This is a genomic window from Herbaspirillum chlorophenolicum (assembly GCF_001189955.1).
In the GTDB taxonomy this organism is placed as follows: domain Bacteria; phylum Pseudomonadota; class Gammaproteobacteria; order Burkholderiales; family Burkholderiaceae_D; genus Herbaspirillum; species Herbaspirillum chlorophenolicum.
On record NZ_LFLT01000031.1, the window covers coordinates 25,459 to 42,439 of the forward strand.

Below are 16,981 nucleotides of genomic sequence, written 5' to 3' on the forward strand. Positions count from 1 at the left end.
TGCCTGTCCGCACGCCGAATCCTTCCTTTCATCACGGAGAATTCGATGCATCCTATGTTTCAGCACGTCCTCGTGCCGGGACTGGCCACGGCCCTGCTCTTGCAGGCCGCGCCCGTCCTGGCGCAAACCCCTGCCGTACTGGCCGGTGCCGCCTGCCCGGCCGTCAACCCGCCGCTGACGCTGGCCGATGCCCAGCGCCAGGCGCACGACAACAACCCCACGCTGTCAGCCGCAAGGCATGAGCTGGCCGCCACCGACGGCGCCCTGCAACAAGCAGGCGCCTGGCCCAATCCGACGTTCTCGATGGAACTCGAAGACACCAAAAAGGCCACCCGCACCACCACCTACACCCTCTCCCAGACGTTGGAGCTGGGCGGCAAGCGCGGCGCCCGCGTAGCGGCTGCCCGCCTTGGCCAGGATGCCGCGCGCAGCCAGTTGGTAGCGCGCGAGGCAGGTTTGCGCGCCGACGTTGCACAAGCCTGGTTCGAGGTGCTGCACAGCCGGCAACGGCTGGCGCTGGCACTGCAAAGCGCCGACCTGGCCGAGCGCATGAGCGACACCACCAGACGCCGCGTGCAGGCCGGCAAGCTGTCGCCGGTGGAACAGACGCGTTCGCGCGTGGCGGCATCCTCCGCCCGCCTGGAAGTGAACCAGGCCGAGAGCGATGCACGTATTTCCGGCCACAAGCTGGCGACACTCCTGGGCCGCACCTCGCCCTGCGTGGGTGAAGCACAGGGCGACGGCGCCGTGCTGCCGCCGCTGCCGCAGATTGCCGACGTGGTGCGGCTTGCCGCCGCCGCGCCGTCCGTGCGCCTGGCCGGTATCGAGGTTGACCGTAACAAGGCGCTGGCCGATATCGAAAGCAGCAAGCGCATACCCGACCTCACCGTCAGCCTGGGCAACAAGCGCGACGAGGAGGCTGCCCGCAACATGACGGTCATCGGCGTGTCCCTGCCGTTGCCGCTGTTCGACCGCAACCAGGGCAACTTGCTGGAGGCGCTGCGCCGCACCGACCGCGCGCGCGATGAACTGGTGGCCGCCGAACTGCAGGCGCAAAGCACCGCCGCCGAGGGCTACGAAACCTTGCGCAACGCCCGCGCCGAGGCGCAGGCGCTGCAGCAAGACGTGCTGCCGGCGGCGCAACAGGCTTATGAGGCGGCCGCGCGCGGCTTCGAGCTGGGCAAGTTCGGCTTCACCGAAGTGCTGGACGCCCAACGCACCCTGTTCCAGACCCAAACCCAATATCTGCGCGCGCTCTCCGCCGCGCACCGCGCCGCCGCGAGCCTCGAGGCCCTGCTCGGCACCGAACTCGCGCGCCTGCCCGGCGCCGGCCAATGAAAGGACACCTCATGGACAAGAAACAGAAACTGGCGATCGCCGCCATCCTCATCGTCACGGCGCTGGCCGCTGGCGCCATCACGCTGGGCGGCAAGTCCGGCAGCGACGAACATGGCGACCACGGCAAGGAAGATACCCACACCGAACACAAGGAAGCCGGTCACAAGGAAAACGATGACGGCCATGCTGCCGGGAAGAGCGCCAAGGCCGGCGACGCACATGGCGACGATGCACACGATGAGGGCGAGCGCATCGCCTTCAGCGCCGAGCAGATGCGCGTGGCGGGCATCGTGCTGGCCGACGCTGGCCTGTCCGACATGACCGGCACACTGCCGCTGCCGGGCGAGATCCGCTTCGATGCCGACCGCACCGCGCACGTGGTGCCGCGCGTGGCCGGCGTGGTCGAGGCGGCGCCGGTGCGTCTGGGCCAGGCCGTGAAGAAGGGCCAACTGCTGGCCATCATCGACAGCGGCGCCATCTCCGACCTGCGCAGCGAAGCGCAGAACGTCCAGCAGCGCCTGGCGCTGGCGCGCGACGGCTATGCGCGCGAGAAGAAGCTGTGGGAAGAAAAGATCTCGGCCGAGCAGGATTACCTGCAGGCGCGTGCCGCCTTGCGCGAAGCCGAGATCGCCGCGCGTAACGCCGCACAGAAGCTGGCGGCGCTCGGAGCCGGCGGGGACGGCAGCTCGGGCGCGTTCCAAATCCGCGCGCCCTTCGATGGCGTGGTGGTGGAGAAGCACATCGCCCTGGGCGAAATGGTGAAGGAAGACACGGCTGTCTTCACCCTCTCCGACCTCAGCCAGGTCTGGGCCGAGATCGATGTGCCGGCCAGCGCGCTGGATGCCGTGCGGGTGGGCGCAGCCGCCACGGTCAAGGCCAGCGCCCTGTCGTCTTCGGCCAGCGGCAAGGTGGCTTACGTCGGTGCCCTGCTGGGCGAACAGACGCGCACGGCCAAGGCTCACGTGGTGCTGCCCAATCCCGGCGGCGCCTGGCGTCCCGGCATGTTCGTGACGGTGGAGGTGGCGGCCGGCGCAGCCAGGCAGGTACTGGCGGTGCCCGACGACGCCGTGCATACGGTCGAGAACCGCAGCGTGGTCTTCACCGCCGCGGAAGGCGGCTTCATCGCCCAGCCGGTCAAGACCGGACGCAGCCAGGACGGCCGTACCGAAATCCTGTCCGGACTGGAACCGGGCCAGCGCTATGCCGCCAGGAATGCCTTCCTGGTCAAGGCCGAGCTGGGCAAGGCCAGCGCCGAGCACGCGCACTGATGCCCGCCATGAACCGATAAAGGAAATATCCCATGTTTGAACGCATCATCAAATTCGCCATCGAGCACCGCTGGCTGGTGCTGCTGGCCGTGCTGGGAATGGCAGCCTGGGGGCTCTACAGCTACCAGCGCCTGCCCATCGACGCCGTGCCCGACATCACCAACGTGCAGGTACAGATCAACACCCAGGCGCCCGGCTACTCGCCGCTGGAAACCGAACAGCGCATCAGCTATCCGATCGAGACTGCGATGGCCGGCTTGCCGCACCTGGAGCAAACCCGCTCGCTGTCGCGCTACGGGTTGTCGCAGGTGACCGTGATCTTCAAGGACGGCACCGACATCTACTTCGCCCGCCAACTGGTCAGCGAACGGATACAGGAAGCGCGCGGCAAGCTGCCGCCCGGCGCCGAGCCGGCCATGGGACCGATCTCCACCGGCCTGGGCGAGATCTACCTGTGGACGGTCGAGGCCGAAGACGGCGCGCGCAAGCCGGACGGCTCGCCCTATTCCTCGACCGACCTGCGCGAGATCCAGGACTGGATCATCAAGCCGCAATTGCGCAATGTGCCGGGCGTGACCGAGATCAACACCATCGGCGGCCAGGCCAAGGAGTTCCAGGTCGCGCCCTCGCCTGCCCGGCTCTCTTCCTACGGCCTGACGCTGGCCGACCTTACCGCCGCGCTGGAGAAAAACAACGGCAATGTCGGCGCCGGCTATATCGAAAAGCGCGGCGAGCAATACCTGCTGCGCGTGCCAGGCCAACTGGGCGGCATCGACGACATCGGTAATGTGGTGGTGGCCAATGCCCAGGGCGTGGCGGTGCGCGTGCGCGATGTGGCCGAGGTCGCCATCGGCCGCGAATTGCGCACGGGAGCCGCCACCGAGAACGGCCGCGAGGTGGTGCTGGGCACGGTGTTCATGCTGATCGGGGAAAACAGCCGCAGCGTGTCGCAGGCAGTCGGCCGCAAGATGGCCGAAATCAACCGCTCGCTGCCCGAAGGCGTACGCGCAATCACGGTGTACGACCGCACCGTGCTGGTGGACAAGGCCATCGCCACCGTCAAGAAGAACCTGGTCGAGGGCGCGGCGCTGGTGATCGCGGTGCTGTTCCTGTTCCTGGGCAACATCCGCGCCGCCGTCATCACTGCCCTGGTGATCCCGCTGGCGATGCTGTTCACCTTCACCGGCATGGTTTCCAACAAGGTCAGCGCCAACCTGCTGAGCCTGGGTGCGCTGGACTTCGGCATCATCATCGATGGCGCGGTGGTGATCGTGGAAAACTGCGTGCGCCGCCTGGCGCATGCGCAGCAACACGCCGGCCGCAAGCTCACGCGCTCGGAACGCTTCCACGAAGTGTTCGCCGCCGCGCGCGAGGCGCGCCGGCCGCTGCTGTTCGGCCAGCTGATCATCATGGTGGTCTACCTGCCGATGTTCGCGCTCACCGGCGTGGAGGGCAAGATGTTCCACCCGATGGCGCTGACCGTGGTGATCGCGCTGGCCGGCGCCATGCTGCTGTCGGTCACCTTCATCCCGGCCGCCATTGCGCTCTTTATCGGCGAGCGTGTGGCCGAGAAGGAGAACCGCCTGATGCTGGCCGCGCGCCGCGCCTATGCGCCGCTCTTAGCCTGGTCGCTGGGCAACAAGCCGGTGATGCTGACCGCCGCCGGCGCGGTGGTGCTGCTGTGCGCCCTCCTGGGTGCGCGCATGGGCAGCGAGTTCGTGCCCAGCCTGAACGAGGGCGACCTGGCCCTGCAGGCTCTGCGCATCCCCGGTACCAGCCTGACCCAGTCGCTGGAGATGCAAAAGCAGATCGAAGCCGCGCTGGTGGAGAAATTCCCCGAGATCGAGCGCGTCTTCGCCCGCACCGGCACCGCCGAGGTGGCGTCCGACCCGATGCCGCCCAACATCTCGGACGGCTACATCATGCTCAAGCCCGAGAGCGAGTGGCCCAAGCCGAAAAAGACGCGCGACGAACTGCTGGCTGCCATCCAGCAGGAAGTGGCGCGCCTGCCCGGCAACAACTACGAGTTCTCGCAGCCGATCCAGTTGCGCTTCAACGAGCTGATTTCGGGCGTGCGCAGCGACGTGGCGGTCAAGGTCTTCGGCGATGACATGCAGGTGCTGGAGCGCACCGCGCAATCCATCGCCCAGGCGCTGCAATCCACGCCGGGCGCGGCCGAGGTCAAGGTCGAGCAGACCACCGGCCTGCCGATGCTGACGGTGGCCATCGACCGTGAGAAGGCGGCGCGCTACGGACTGGCCGTGAGCCAGATCCAGGACACGGTGGCCGCCGCCACCGGCGGCAAGGAAAGCGGCGCGGTGTTCGAAGGCGACCGCCGCTTCGACATCGTGGTACGCCTGGCCGAGGACTTGCGCAACGATCCGGATGCCCTGCTGCGCCTGCCGATTGCGCTGCCGGCCAACGAAGCCGGCCGGCGCGTGGCTTTCATCCCGCTGGGCGAAGTGGCCAAACTGGAACTGACGCCCGGGCCCAACCAGATCAGCCGCGAGAACGGCAAGCGCCGCATCGTGGTCAGCGCCAACGTGCGCGGCCGCGACCTGGGTTCCTTCGTGGATGACGCCGCCACGCGCATCGGGCAGCAGGTGAAAGTGCCGGCCGGCTACTGGACCAGCTGGGGCGGCCAGTTCGAGAACCTGCAGTCGGCGCGCGAGCGCCTGCAGATCGTGGTGCCGGCGGCGCTCCTGATGGTGTTCGTGCTGCTGTTCGCGATGTTCGGCAACGTCAAGGATGGCCTGCTGGTGCTGACCGGCATTCCCTTCGCGCTGACCGGCGGCGTGCTGGCGCTGTCGCTACGCGGCATTCCGATGTCGATCTCGGCGGCGGTGGGTTTCATCGCCTTGTCCGGCGTGGCGGTATTGAACGGGCTGGTGATGCTGTCGTTCATCCGCAGCCTGCGCGAAGACGGCATACCGCTCTCGCGCGCGGTCAGCGAAGGCGCCATGGCGCGCCTGCGCCCGGTGCTGATGACGGCGCTGGTGGCTTCGCTGGGGTTCGTCCCGATGGCGCTGGCCACCGGCACCGGCGCCGAGGTGCAACGGCCGTTGGCAACGGTGGTGATCGGCGGCATCCTGTCCTCCACCATACTGACCCTGCTGGTCTTGCCGCTGCTGTACCAGCTGGCCTATCGCCGTGAAGAAGGGGAAGACGCGGCGGCACGCCCTGCATCGGCTGAAGATCGCCAGTCCGCAAGCTGACGCAGCGCGCCTCGCAATACCGACGCCCGGCCATGTGCCGGGCGTTTTTCATTGTGCCCTCAACCGGCGACGCTGCGTTCCCCCAAGTCCAGGCCGTCTTCGAAATCGTTGAGGTTGCGGATAGTGGTGTCCATGATCTGGCCGATGGCTTCTTCGGTGAAGAACGCCTGGTGGCCGGTGACGATGACATTGGGAAAAGACACCAGGCGCTGAATCACGTCGTCGGTGATCACGGTGGAGGACAGGTCCTGGAAGAACAGGCTGGCTTCCTGTTCATAAACGTCGATCGCCAGCCCTCGCAGGCGGCCGCTCTTCAAGGCGGCGATCGCCGCTTCGGTATCGACCAAGCCGCCACGGCTGGTATTGACCAGGATGCAGCCGTGCTTGGCCGCGGCCAGCGACTGTGCGTTGACGATGTAGCGCGTGTCTTCGGTCAGCGGGCAATGCAGCGAGACCACGTCGCTGGCGGCGAACAGCTCCGCAGTGTCGACATAACGCCCGCCCAGCGCCTCGAATTCGGGATTGCGATATACATCGCTGCCAAGCACCGTGCAGCCGAAGCCTGCCATGATACGCGCGAAGATGGCGCCGATCTTGCCGGTGCCGATCACGCCCACGGTCTTGCCGTGCAGGTCGAAGCCCATCAGCCCGTCCAGTTCGAAATTGCCTTCGCGCGTGCGCACGCTGGCGCGCGCGATCTTGCGGTTGACCGCCAGCAGCAGGCCGGCCGCGAATTCAGCCACCGAATGCGGCGAGTAATCAGCCACGCGCGCCACCGCGATACCCAGACTGGATGCGGCCTGGGCATCGATGTGGTTGAAGCCGGTCGAGCGCGTGGTCACGAAACGCGTGCCCTGCCGGCCCAACTGCGCCAGCACGCCGGCGCCGACATCGTCGTTGACGAACACGCTGACGGCGTCGCAGCCTGCGGCCAGCATCGCGGTTTCCGGGCTCAGGCGGTCCTGCAGGAACAGTAGCTGGTGCCGCCCGCCGGCGTTGGCGCGGGTCAGCAGGGTCTGGTCGTAGCGGCGAGCGCTGAATACGGCAGTCTTCATGGTGGGACTTTCGTTACATGGATCATTGGATTCCGGGACGATGCAGGCAACCTGTAGCGAGCTTCTCGTTAACTTAACGCATACATGACGCATTGCATCACAGATGCGGCCAGCGTGCCTTGACGCAACTCAGCCTTGTTGCGGATGGTGGAAAAGTGAGCCATTTCATGGGATTTCCTGCGCCGAACCTTTCATCCAGCCATCGAAAAAACCGAAATCTGCATGGTAGCCCCGGCTGCACCATCCGCGTGCCAGTTTTCGGGGATAGAATCGGCGGCGCAATAGCTGACATACCTAAAAAGATCCTGACTACAACCGGTTCCACGCCGGCCGAGACAGGCACAAGACTGGATACACGGTCCGCCAAACACACAAATGAGGCACACATCATGAGTACATCCACATCTTCGCATTCGAAGCTTTCCACGGTGCTGCGCGTTACCAGCGGCAATTTCATGGAAATGTTCGATTTCTTCCTGTTCGGCTTCTACGCGACCCACATCTCGAAAGCGTTTTTCCCCAGCGATAACGAGTTCGCCTCGCTGATGCTGACCTTCATGACTTTCGGCGCCGGCTTCCTGATGCGTCCGCTGGGCGCCATCATCCTCGGCGCCTACGTTGACCGCGTCGGCCGCCGCCAGGGCCTCATCGTGACACTGGCGCTCATGGCGCTGGGCACCATGCTGATCGCTTTCGTCCCCGGTTACGCCACCATCGGCGCGCTGGCGCCGCTCCTGGTGCTGGTCGGCCGCCTGCTGCAAGGCTTCTCCGCCGGCGTGGAACTAGGCGGCGTGTCGGTCTACCTGGCCGAAATGGCCACGCCCGGCAACAAGGGCTTCTATGTCAGCTGGCAGTCGGGCAGCCAGCAGGTCGCCATCATCGTGGCCGCTGCCATCGGCTACGTGCTGTCCACCACCCTGACGCCGGCGGAAGTGGGCGAATGGGGCTGGCGCATTCCCTTCTTCATCGGCTGCCTGATCGTGCCGGTACTGTTCGTGATCCGCCGCTCGCTGCAGGAAACCGAAGAGTTCCTGCGCCGCAAGCACCGTCCGACCACCGGCCAGATCTTCCGCTCGATGGTCGAGAACTGGAAGCTGGTGATCGCCGGCATGATGCTGGTCTCGATGACCACCGTCTCGTTCTACCTGATCACCGTGTATACGCCAACCTTCGGCAAGAGCGTGCTGAAGCTGTCGACCGAAGCCAGCCTGATCGTGACGCTGTGCGTGGGCCTGTCCAACTTCATCTGGCTGCCGATCATGGGCGCCCTGTCGGACCGCATCGGCCGCCGCCCCATCCTGGTGACCTTTACCGTGCTGACCATCCTCACTGCCTACCCGGCCGTGAACTGGCTGGTGCATGACGCCACCTTCAGCAAGATGCTGATCGTCGAGCTGTGGCTGTCCTTCCTCTACGCCAGCTACAACGGCGCAATGGTGGTGGCGCTGACCGAGGTGATGCCGGTCGACGTGCGCACCGTCGGCTTCTCGCTGGCCTATAGCCTGGCGACGGCGTTGTTCGGCGGTTTCACCCCGGCCATCGCCACCGGCCTGATCCAGTACACCGGCGACAAGGCGGCGCCCGGCATCTGGATGAGCGCGGCAGCCGTGTGCGGCCTGATCGCCACCTTCGTCCTCTACCGCAACAAGGGCAACAAGGAGTCGGGCAAAGCCGTACCGGTCTGACCTGGCGCCGTGAGTCACTATTGAATCGGGCCGCATCTGCGGCCCTTTTTTTTGGCTCCGATGCCATTAAGGCAACACTTGCATCAGCATACATGCAAAAAATTCTTCAAGTCTTATATAAGAGTTGAAGCATTTCGGCTCGCTTAGGAGTAAACTACCGTCTGTTTTTTGCCGCGGCATCTGAGGGAAAGACGAGACGCTGCCGGAAGAAACGGTTTCCCGAGGGAAATGACGGTTTCGCCGGCAGGAGATTGCCGATCCAGCCAAGGGCATGCGGATGCCTCAGCCACAAGCACACGATGCATCCGCATACCGGACGACAGGACGGCACATGCAGCACAGCACATCAACACACCAACAGCAAGGACACCATCGTGACTACAGGTAACCCGACCATCATCTATACGCTGACCGACGAGGCCCCCTATCTGGCGACCCACTCGCTTCTGCCTATCGTCAAGAAGTTCACTGCGCAAGCCGGTATTGACGTCGTCGAGAGCGACATCTCGGTGGCAGCGCGTATCCTGGCGGAATTCTCCGAGTTCCTGACCGATGAGCAGAAAGTGCCCGATACGCTGGGCGAGCTGGGCGCACTGACCCAGAAGCCGGAAGCCAACATCATCAAGCTGCCCAACATCAGCGCATCGGTGCTGCAGCTGCAAGCGGCCATCCGCGAACTGCAAGGCCGCGGCTACAAGCTCCCCGACTACCCGGAAAACCCGACCACCGACGAAGAGAAGGCGCTGCAGAAGCGCTATGCCAAGATCTCCGGCAGCGCCGTGAACCCGGTCCTGCGCGAAGGCAACTCCGACCGCCGCGCGCCTAACGCCGTCAAGAACTACGCCCGCAAGCACCCGCATTCGATGTCCAAGTGGAGCATGGCTTCGCGCACCCACGTGGCGCACATGCACGGCGGCGACTTCTACGCCGGCGAGAAGAGCATGACCATCGAAAAGGCGGTCGACGTCAAGATGGACCTGGTCACCAAGTCCGGCGAAACCATCGTCCTGAAGCCGAAGGTTTCGCTGCAGGCCGGCGAGATCATCGACAGCATGTTCATGAGCAAGAAGGCGCTGTGCAAATACTACGAAGAGCAAATGCAGGACGCCTTCGAAACCGACCTGCTGCTGTCGGTGCACGTCAAGGCGACCATGATGAAGGTCTCGCACCCGATCGTGTTCGGCCACGCCGTGCGTACCTACTACAAGAACACCTTCGCCAAGCACGCGGCCCTGTTCGCCGAAATCGGCGTGAACCCGAACAACGGCATGTCTGGCGTGTACGAGAAGATCAACACCCTGCCGGAAGCCAAGAAGGCTGAAGTGCTGGCCGACCTGAAGGCCGACGCAGCCCTGCGCCCGCGCCTGGCCATGGTTGATTCCGCCAAGGGCATCGACAACCTGCACGCGCCCAACGACGTGATCGTCGACGCGTCCATGCCGGCCATGATCCGCGCCGGCGGCAAGATGTGGAACGCCGCAGGCAAGACTGAAGACACCAAGGCCCTGCTGCCCGAGTCGACCTTCGCCCGCATCTACCAGGAAATCATCAACTTCTGCAAGACCAACGGCGCCTTCGACCCGACCACCATGGGCACCGTGCCCAACGTCGGCCTGATGGCCCAGAAGGCAGAAGAATACGGTTCGCACGACAAGACCTTCGAAATCGCCCAGGACGGCGTGGCCCGCATCGTCACCCTGGACGGCCAGGTGCTGCTGGAAGAAAACGTCGAAGCCGGCGACATCTGGCGCATGTGCCAGGTCAAGGACCCGGCAGTGCGCGACTGGGTCAAGCTGGCGGTCACCCGCTCGCGCCTGTCGGGCATGCCGGCCGTGTTCTGGCTGGATCCGTACCGCCCGCACGAAGCCGAGCTGATCAAGAAGGTGCGCACCTACCTGAAGGAACACGACACCAACGGCCTGGACATCCAGATCATGTCGCAAGTACGCGCCATGCGTTACACCCTGGAACGTGTGATCCGCGGCATGGACACCATCTCGGTGACCGGCAATATCCTGCGCGACTACCTGACCGACCTGTTCCCGATCATGGAACTGGGTACTTCGGCCAAGATGCTGTCGATCGTCCCGCTGATGGCGGGCGGCGGCATGTTCGAAACCGGTGCCGGCGGTTCGGCGCCCAAGCACGTGCAGCAGCTGGTGGGCGAAAACCACCTGCGCTGGGACTCGCTGGGTGAATTCCTGGCGCTGGCCGTGTCCATCGAAGATGTCGGCATCAAGACCGGCAATGCCCGCGCCAAGATCCTGGCCAAGACGCTGGATGCCGCCACCGGCAAGCTGCTGGACAACAACAAGTCGCCTTCGCCCAAGACCGGCGAGCTGGACAACCGCGGCAGCCATTTCTACCTGTCCCTGTACTGGGCCCAGGAACTGGCCGCGCAGAAGGACGACGCCGAACTGGCCAAGCACTTCGCACCGCTGGCCAAGGCACTGGCCGAGAACGAGCAGAAGATCGTCTCCGAACTCAACAGCGTGCAAGGCAAGCAGGTCGACATCGGCGGCTACTACATGCCGGATCGCGCCAAGACCTTCGCCGTCATGCGTCCGAGCGAAACATTCAACAAGGCGCTGGAAGCGGTCTGATTCCACACCGATGTGAATGAGCGCTGCGCCTCGAACGACGATGCGCAGCGCCAGTGCAAATGAAAAGAGCCGCAATGCAAATTGCGGCTCTTTTTCTATTGCTGCCCCATTCAAGCGGGCCGACTTGCCTGCTGCTGCTTGAGATATTCGTCCAGGCTGGCCATGGTGCCGCTCCATCCTTGCGTCATGCTGGCGTGGGATGCATTGAAGACCGTCTCTTCGACTTCGCTGGCATTAAGCGCACGCCATTCGAGGCGCATCAGCGTGCCGCCGGCCACCTCCGCCAGCGTTGTCGTGGACAAGGTGAACAGGGGCCATTCTGCGGACATCGGGTGGCGCGTTACGCCGCCTTCGGCATCGCTGAATTGCACGACGACGACGATGCGGTCAAAGGCATGCAGCTCGCGGAAAGTCCACTTGCCCCACATCGTCGGAGCATTCGGAACGCCGCGCGGTTTCATGCCGTAGTGGAAGGCGCCGCCTACACGCGAATCAACAGTACATTGCGCCATTTCCATGCCCGGCGGGCACATCCACTGCCCCAGGTGCCTGGCTTCAGTGAGCGCGGCATACACCAGCTCACGAGGCGCCGCAAAAGTGCGCTCGATGACGAAGGGGGCGGAAAGTTTGTCGCTCATGGCAAATCCTTATTCAATGGGTTGGGAAAATTATTTCTTGCCTGACGTGCCGCCAGACGAATCGTTTTGCTGCTGCAATCGCTGCAAATAGTCATCCAGCTGATCCAGGCGCTGCTCCCACAATTGGCGGTATTGCAGCGTCCAGTCTGCCGCCTGCTTCAGTTGCGCCGGCTCAATACGGCACGGGCGGAATTGCCGGTCCCGTCCCTGGGTGATAAGGCCAGCCCGGGTGAGCACTCGCAGATGCTTGGATATGGCCGGCGCACTGATCGCAAACGGCAGCGCCAAATCGCTCACGGTGGCTTCGCCTTGCGCCAGCCGCGCCAGAATGGCCCGCCGCGTAGGGTCTGCCAGTGCAGCAAAAGTCGTGCTTAGCGAATCCATCTTTACGATTCCATTTAATTATTTAACCATATGGTTAATTAAAAGCGATTTTGATACGCAGCGTCAAGCATCAAATCTCAATATATTGAGTTTGGGCGATGTCGATGCGAGCCGGTTGTTCTACTGTATTACATGAGATTCCATGAGAAACGAACATTAAAAATAAATTAAAAATCATTTAAATTCATATCGTTATAGACTATTTCTCGAAAGATTCTAGATTTCTCAACCCAACTTTCAATACCTTAAAAGTATGCTGCTAGCGCGTTCCAGATATTTTACATAGTGAAATCGCGCTCCTATAATCAGCTGCAACGATAATAACGATTCGCAGCAGGATGCCTGCATGCGGAAGGAGACGCCCAGCAGCACACGCCTTCCTGCCGCCCGCATCCTGCCCATCTCATGCAGCAGATCGACGACGGCAGACCCAGGAATATGACGGCACAACAATACTCCGGAAATGACAAGGCACAGGAGCTGCAGGTGCGCAGCAAGCTGGCGCAGCGGCTGAAAGATTTCACCCGTTTCTCTCCTGCTATCGCCGCCCTGGTCTTTTCTGTCGTCCCCCTGATGCTGCCGATGCCGCATGCCCGCGCCGCGGAAACAACTGCCGTCACCGATGTGGCCGACGTAGCCGCATCGCGCCAGATCATCCAGATCGGCGCCGGCAAGCCCTATTCCTTCGCCCTCTATTCCAACCGCAACCTGCAGCAGTTGCCCGCCCATACTGCCCGTGCGGTCGTATTCGTGCATGGCGTCAAGCGCAACGCGGACGAGTACTTCCTGATCGGGCTGCACGTGCTGAAAATGGCGCAATTCACCGCCGCCGACACCCTGCTGATCGCGCCCAATTTCATGGTCCAGGCCGACCAGGGCTCCTCATCGGCCATGCCGCTGTGGAGCGGCAGCACCTGGATGCAAGGCGAAGCCTCCGAGCGCGGAGTCGACGGCGTGACTTCTTTCCAGGCGCTGGACGACATCGTGCATTACCTGGCCGACCGCAGGCAGTTTCCCGACCTCAAGGAGATCGTGATGATCGGCCACTCCGCCGGCGCCCAGCTGATGCAGCGCTATGCGGTGCTGAACGAACTCGACGGCCCGCTGCAGCAGGCCGGGGTCCGGGTGCGCTATGTGATCTCCAGCCCTTCGTCCTACGTCTATTTCGAGGCCAGCCGGCCTGGCGGCGATGGTTTCGCCCAGCCGAAATCGATCATGTGCCCGGGCTATAACAATTACCGCTACGGCATCGAGAATCCGCCGGACTACCTCAAGCACCAGAACCTGAACGGGGAACAGCTGTTCCGCCGCTACGCCGGCCGCAACATCACCTACATGGTCGGTGCGCGCGACGACAATCCCAACCACCGCTATCTCGACAAGGCTTGCGGCGCTTCGATACAAGGCGCGACACGGGTCGAGCGCCAGCTCAATTTCGTGCGCTACGAGCGCTTCCTGTCGGCCCAATGGCAGATCCCGGTGAACCATCCTGAATTCCAGGTCAAGGGCGCGGCCCACGGGGCCGACAAGCTGTTCCACTCGGAAGACACGGTACGCAGGATTTTCCCGCAGCAGCAATGACGCATCGCAGTACCAGCATCTATCGCTCAATACCGACCGGACGCCGAAGAAGCGTCCGGCAATAGCAAGCAAGGCCGGAGCGCAAAAGCGCTCCACGAGGAGGGACCGGTCCAAGTCCAATAAAAATCAGACCGGTTGAGGCAAATAACTATAAATCGAGACACCATGAAGAAGATCCGTTTTTCCGGATCCGCGCGGCATTTGCTGGCGCGGCGCATTTTCACGCTGATGGCGGCAGCCCCCATCATCCAGTTCATGCCGACGGCGGCACTGGCGCAAAGCGCCCCGCCCTCCGCCGGCAGCATTTTCGAGACCAACCGCCCCCAGCTTTCGCCGGTCGAACGCGCTCCTGCCATACCGCAATCGCGCGTGCGCATCGAAAAGGAAAACGAACCGGGCGACGAAACCCAGGCGCCCGCAGGCGATGTGCGCGTGCATGTGGCCGGATTCAGGCTGTCGGGCAACCAATCGCTGCCCGACGCTCGCCTGCAAGCCGAACTCGCCAGCCTGGTCGGCCAGGAGCTGGACTTCCGCGGCCTGCGCGAAGCGGCGGCCCGCATTACCGCGCTGTATCGCACCGAAGGCTATCCGGTGGCACGCGCCTATCTGCCGGCGCAGGAAATTGCCGGCGGCGTGGTCCAGATCGGCGTGCGCGAAGGCGTGATCGGCACCGTCAGCGCGGAAACCGACCCGCACACCCGGCTGGGCAAGGACACCCTGCAGCACTTCATCGACGCCTTGACGCCCGGCAGCGTGATCCGCGAAGCGGATCTGGAGCGCGTGCTGCTGCGCCTGTCCGACATCAACGGCGTGTCGGTGCGCGCCATCTTGCGCCCTTCCGCCCAGGCCGGTGCGGCTGACATCGTATTGAAGCTCTCCGAGACGACCGCCTGGACCGCACGCGCCGCCTTCGACAACTATGGCAACTACTACACCGGCGCCAACCGGCTGTCTGCCGCGCTGGGCCTGAACGACGTCCTGGGCCTGGGCGAGAGCTTCACGTTGAATACCCAGAACTCCTTCGAAGGCCTGCGCATCGCCGGGCTCGGCTATTCGATGCCGATCGGCGCCAGCGGCGTTTCCATCGGCGCCAATTTCGCCGAACTGGAATACAACGTCCGCAAGAACCTCAAGGATGCGCAAGCCAGCGGTTCGGCCAAGGTCTCGACCTTCTTCCTCAACAGCTCGCTGCTGCGCAGCCGCAACGCCAACATCAATCTGGGGCTGGCGGCCGAATACCGCCACTTTGAAGACATCACCTCGGCCACCGTCGTCGACAAATCCTCCAACTTCTGGAGCGCCAGCCTCTCGGGCGACTGGCGCGACAGCCTCTTCGGCGGCGGCAGCAACCTGTGGAGCATCCGCGCCGGGCGCGGGTCGCTGGACAAGGAGACGCCCAACGACGCCGCGCTGGATGCCATCACCTCCAAGGCGGCCGGCAACTACAAGAAGGTCAACGTCGGCTTCTCGCGCCTGCAGCAACTGGGCAACGGCTACTCGCTGCTGGGCTCGGCGTCGGCGCAATGGGCCGACAAGAACCTGGACGCCTCCGAGAAGATGAGCCTGGGCGGCCCCAACGGCGTGCGCGCCTATCCGGTGGGCGAAGCGGCCGGTGACGAAGGCGTGCTGGCCCGGCTGGAGCTGCGCAAGCGCCTGGGCATGATCGGCGGCGCGGTGGCCGAAGGCGTGCTGTTCGGCGACGCCGGCCGTGTCACTGTCAACAAGACGCCGTGGGACAACAGCCCGAACCGCCTCTCGCGCTCGGGCTATGGCATCGGCCTGAACCTGTACCACAAGGACATCGTGATGAATGCCGCCTTCGCGATTTCCCCCGGTGTCGATCCTGCCACTGAACAGCGCAATGCGCGCCGGGTGTGGGTCTCGGTATCGGGCTCGCCGCAGGCCTTCGCCGGATTGGCCAGCGACCTGAAAAGCAAGGGCGAGGATTTCGAAGAGCCGGAAACCGCGTTCGTCCTGTACGGCTCGCTGGGCCTGATTCCCGAATACGTGAACCGCTACGGCTCCACGCCGCAGGCGCCGGCCGACCAGAGCAAGCTGGCCACGCCCAACGGCCGCAACATGAACAGCTTCTGGCGCGTGCGCGACAACGTCTCCTACATCGGTGCACATAGCGGTATCCAGTTGTACCAGCAATGGAAATTCCTGTGGCAACTGGAACTGGGCCTGTCCCTGAACTACACCAACCGCAGCGATCCGTCGGTGCCCGACTGGACCCACTCGCAAGACCTGCGCAACACCGGCGTGGCACTGAACAATCCGGCCTACGGCACCCTGATGTACGGCAACTGGGATACCCCGATGAAGGAGAGCATGACCTCGCTCGATCCCTTCCAGGGCCGCACCAGCGCCGCGCACTACAACCTGATCGGCTCGCCGGGCTTCGTCACCAGCATCACCAAGAACTCGGGTCCGGTCGGCACCGCCTCCTCATCCAACAACGACGATGCCGCCTTCAACCGCCGCCAGGCCGGCATGTTCGCTTACTGGACGCCCAAGTGGAATGGCTTGCAGGCCAAGCTCGCCCTCTCGGACAACAGCATGAAGGCCGCTTCCGACGTCAATACCGGCTACATGTACGGTGGCAGCCTGACCTGGGAATATGGCGGGCTCACCGCCATCGTCGCCGCCGAGCAGCACATCAATTACTTCGGCATCGCCAGCCTGGGCCGCAATGCGCGCGGCGTGGGCAGCAATACCGCAGTCACCGCCGGCACCTCGTCTTCCGACTTCAGCTTCCGCTACGGCCTGGGCTACGACTTCGGCGCCACCAAGGTATCGCTGATCGCCGACGACCTCTCTTATTCCGAATACGGCGTCATCAATACCAGCACCACCTCGACCGACCTGTCCAACTATCGCCGCCGCGCCTACATGCTCGGCCTGTCGCACAAGATCGGCGCCTGGACGCTGCTGGCCAACGCCGGGCGCGCCCTGCCCGGCGAATGCAGCATGATCTCGGGCAACAACGTGAAGTGCTCCACCGACGGCATGGGCGCCAGCCAGCAAGCCTACGGTTTCTCTTACGCCTGGAACAGGCAGACCCGCATCTTCGGGCAATACACCGTGCTCAGGAACAACGCGCTGGCCAACTACAACTATGCGGTGGCGGGCGTGCTCGGCGCCAGCGGCCTGTCGTCGGGCGTGGGCACCACCATCCGCGCCATCGGCCTGGGCATCAATTACACCTTCTGAG

10 protein-coding genes are annotated in these 16,981 nt (G+C 63.9%); 7 read left to right on the plus strand and 3 right to left on the minus strand.

The features are described 5' to 3' along the window. Positions 1-45: 45 nt before the first annotated feature. Genes AKL28_RS17330 through AKL28_RS17340 form a run of 3 tightly spaced genes read left to right on the plus strand, consistent with a single transcriptional unit; the run spans position 46 to position 5,821 of the window. Positions 46-1,338, plus strand: coding sequence for a TolC family protein (locus tag AKL28_RS17330; RefSeq protein WP_231602472.1), 1,293 nt, complete (start codon positions 46-48; stop codon positions 1,336-1,338). 11 nt (positions 1,339-1,349) lie between these two features. Further along, on the plus strand, positions 1,350-2,606 hold the full coding sequence (locus AKL28_RS17335) for an efflux RND transporter periplasmic adaptor subunit (RefSeq protein ID WP_050469408.1): 1,257 nt from the start codon (positions 1,350-1,352) through the stop codon (positions 2,604-2,606). Between the two features lie 32 nt (positions 2,607-2,638). After that, the gene (locus tag AKL28_RS17340; protein WP_050469409.1) at positions 2,639-5,821 is read left to right on the plus strand and encodes a CusA/CzcA family heavy metal efflux RND transporter; all 3,183 of its coding nucleotides are present in this window, start codon (positions 2,639-2,641) and stop codon (positions 5,819-5,821) included. 59 nt (positions 5,822-5,880) lie between these two features. Here AKL28_RS17340 and AKL28_RS17345 read toward each other — a convergent pair whose 3' ends face one another. Further along, positions 5,881-6,876 (minus strand): 2-hydroxyacid dehydrogenase, encoded by a 996-nt coding sequence (locus AKL28_RS17345; RefSeq protein ID WP_050469410.1) that lies wholly within the window; start codon positions 6,874-6,876, stop codon positions 5,881-5,883. A gap of 389 nt (positions 6,877-7,265) precedes the next feature. Here AKL28_RS17345 and tcuC point away from each other — a divergent pair, with 389 nt between their 5' ends. Both tcuC and AKL28_RS17355 read left to right on the plus strand, forming a co-directional pair. Beyond that, the gene (gene tcuC, locus AKL28_RS17350; protein ID WP_050469411.1) at positions 7,266-8,561 is read left to right on the plus strand and encodes an MFS transporter; all 1,296 of its coding nucleotides are present in this window, start codon (positions 7,266-7,268) and stop codon (positions 8,559-8,561) included. A 374-nt stretch (positions 8,562-8,935) separates the two neighbouring features. After that, positions 8,936-11,164 carry an NADP-dependent isocitrate dehydrogenase gene (locus tag AKL28_RS17355; RefSeq protein ID WP_050469421.1) on the plus strand — a complete coding sequence of 743 codons (2,229 nt, stop codon included), beginning with the start codon at positions 8,936-8,938 and terminating at the stop codon, positions 11,162-11,164. Positions 11,165-11,274: 110 nt separating this feature from the next. On the opposite strand, the gene AKL28_RS17360 is transcribed toward AKL28_RS17355, so the two are convergent. Next, positions 11,275-11,802 carry an SRPBCC family protein gene (locus tag AKL28_RS17360; protein ID WP_050469412.1) on the minus strand — a complete coding sequence of 176 codons (528 nt, stop codon included), beginning with the start codon at positions 11,800-11,802 and terminating at the stop codon, positions 11,275-11,277. Between the two features lie 30 nt (positions 11,803-11,832). After that, positions 11,833-12,186, minus strand: coding sequence for an ArsR/SmtB family transcription factor (locus tag AKL28_RS17365; RefSeq protein WP_050469413.1), 354 nt, complete (start codon positions 12,184-12,186; stop codon positions 11,833-11,835). Positions 12,187-12,624: 438 nt separating this feature from the next. On the opposite strand from AKL28_RS17365, the gene AKL28_RS17370 reads away from it, so the two are divergent. Both AKL28_RS17370 and AKL28_RS17375 read left to right on the plus strand, forming a co-directional pair. Continuing rightward, positions 12,625-13,767 carry an alpha/beta hydrolase gene (locus tag AKL28_RS17370; protein WP_231602473.1) on the plus strand — a complete coding sequence of 381 codons (1,143 nt, stop codon included), beginning with the start codon at positions 12,625-12,627 and terminating at the stop codon, positions 13,765-13,767. Between the two features lie 165 nt (positions 13,768-13,932). Beyond that, positions 13,933-16,980: a ShlB/FhaC/HecB family hemolysin secretion/activation protein gene (locus AKL28_RS17375; RefSeq protein ID WP_050469414.1), complete on the plus strand. Its 3,048-nt coding sequence runs from the start codon at positions 13,933-13,935 to the stop codon at positions 16,978-16,980. Position 16,981: the final 1 nt, after the last annotated feature.

Excerpts from the sequence above, each read along its gene's own strand:
- AKL28_RS17330 (WP_231602472.1), top strand. The coding sequence starts at position 46 with ATGCATCCTATGTTTCAGCACGTCCTCGTGCCGGGACTGGCCACGGCC.
- AKL28_RS17335 (WP_050469408.1), top strand. The coding sequence starts at position 1,350 with ATGGACAAGAAACAGAAACTGGCGATCGCCGCCATCCTCATCGTCACG.
- AKL28_RS17340 (WP_050469409.1), top strand. The coding sequence starts at position 2,639 with ATGTTTGAACGCATCATCAAATTCGCCATCGAGCACCGCTGGCTGGTG.
- AKL28_RS17345 (WP_050469410.1), bottom strand. The coding sequence starts at position 6,876 with ATGAAGACTGCCGTATTCAGCGCTCGCCGCTACGACCAGACCCTGCTG.
- tcuC (WP_050469411.1), top strand. The coding sequence starts at position 7,266 with ATGAGTACATCCACATCTTCGCATTCGAAGCTTTCCACGGTGCTGCGC.
- AKL28_RS17360 (WP_050469412.1), bottom strand. The coding sequence starts at position 11,802 with ATGAGCGACAAACTTTCCGCCCCCTTCGTCATCGAGCGCACTTTTGCG.
- AKL28_RS17365 (WP_050469413.1), bottom strand. The coding sequence starts at position 12,186 with ATGGATTCGCTAAGCACGACTTTTGCTGCACTGGCAGACCCTACGCGG.
- AKL28_RS17370 (WP_231602473.1), top strand. The coding sequence starts at position 12,625 with ATGACGGCACAACAATACTCCGGAAATGACAAGGCACAGGAGCTGCAG.
- AKL28_RS17375 (WP_050469414.1), top strand. The coding sequence starts at position 13,933 with ATGAAGAAGATCCGTTTTTCCGGATCCGCGCGGCATTTGCTGGCGCGG.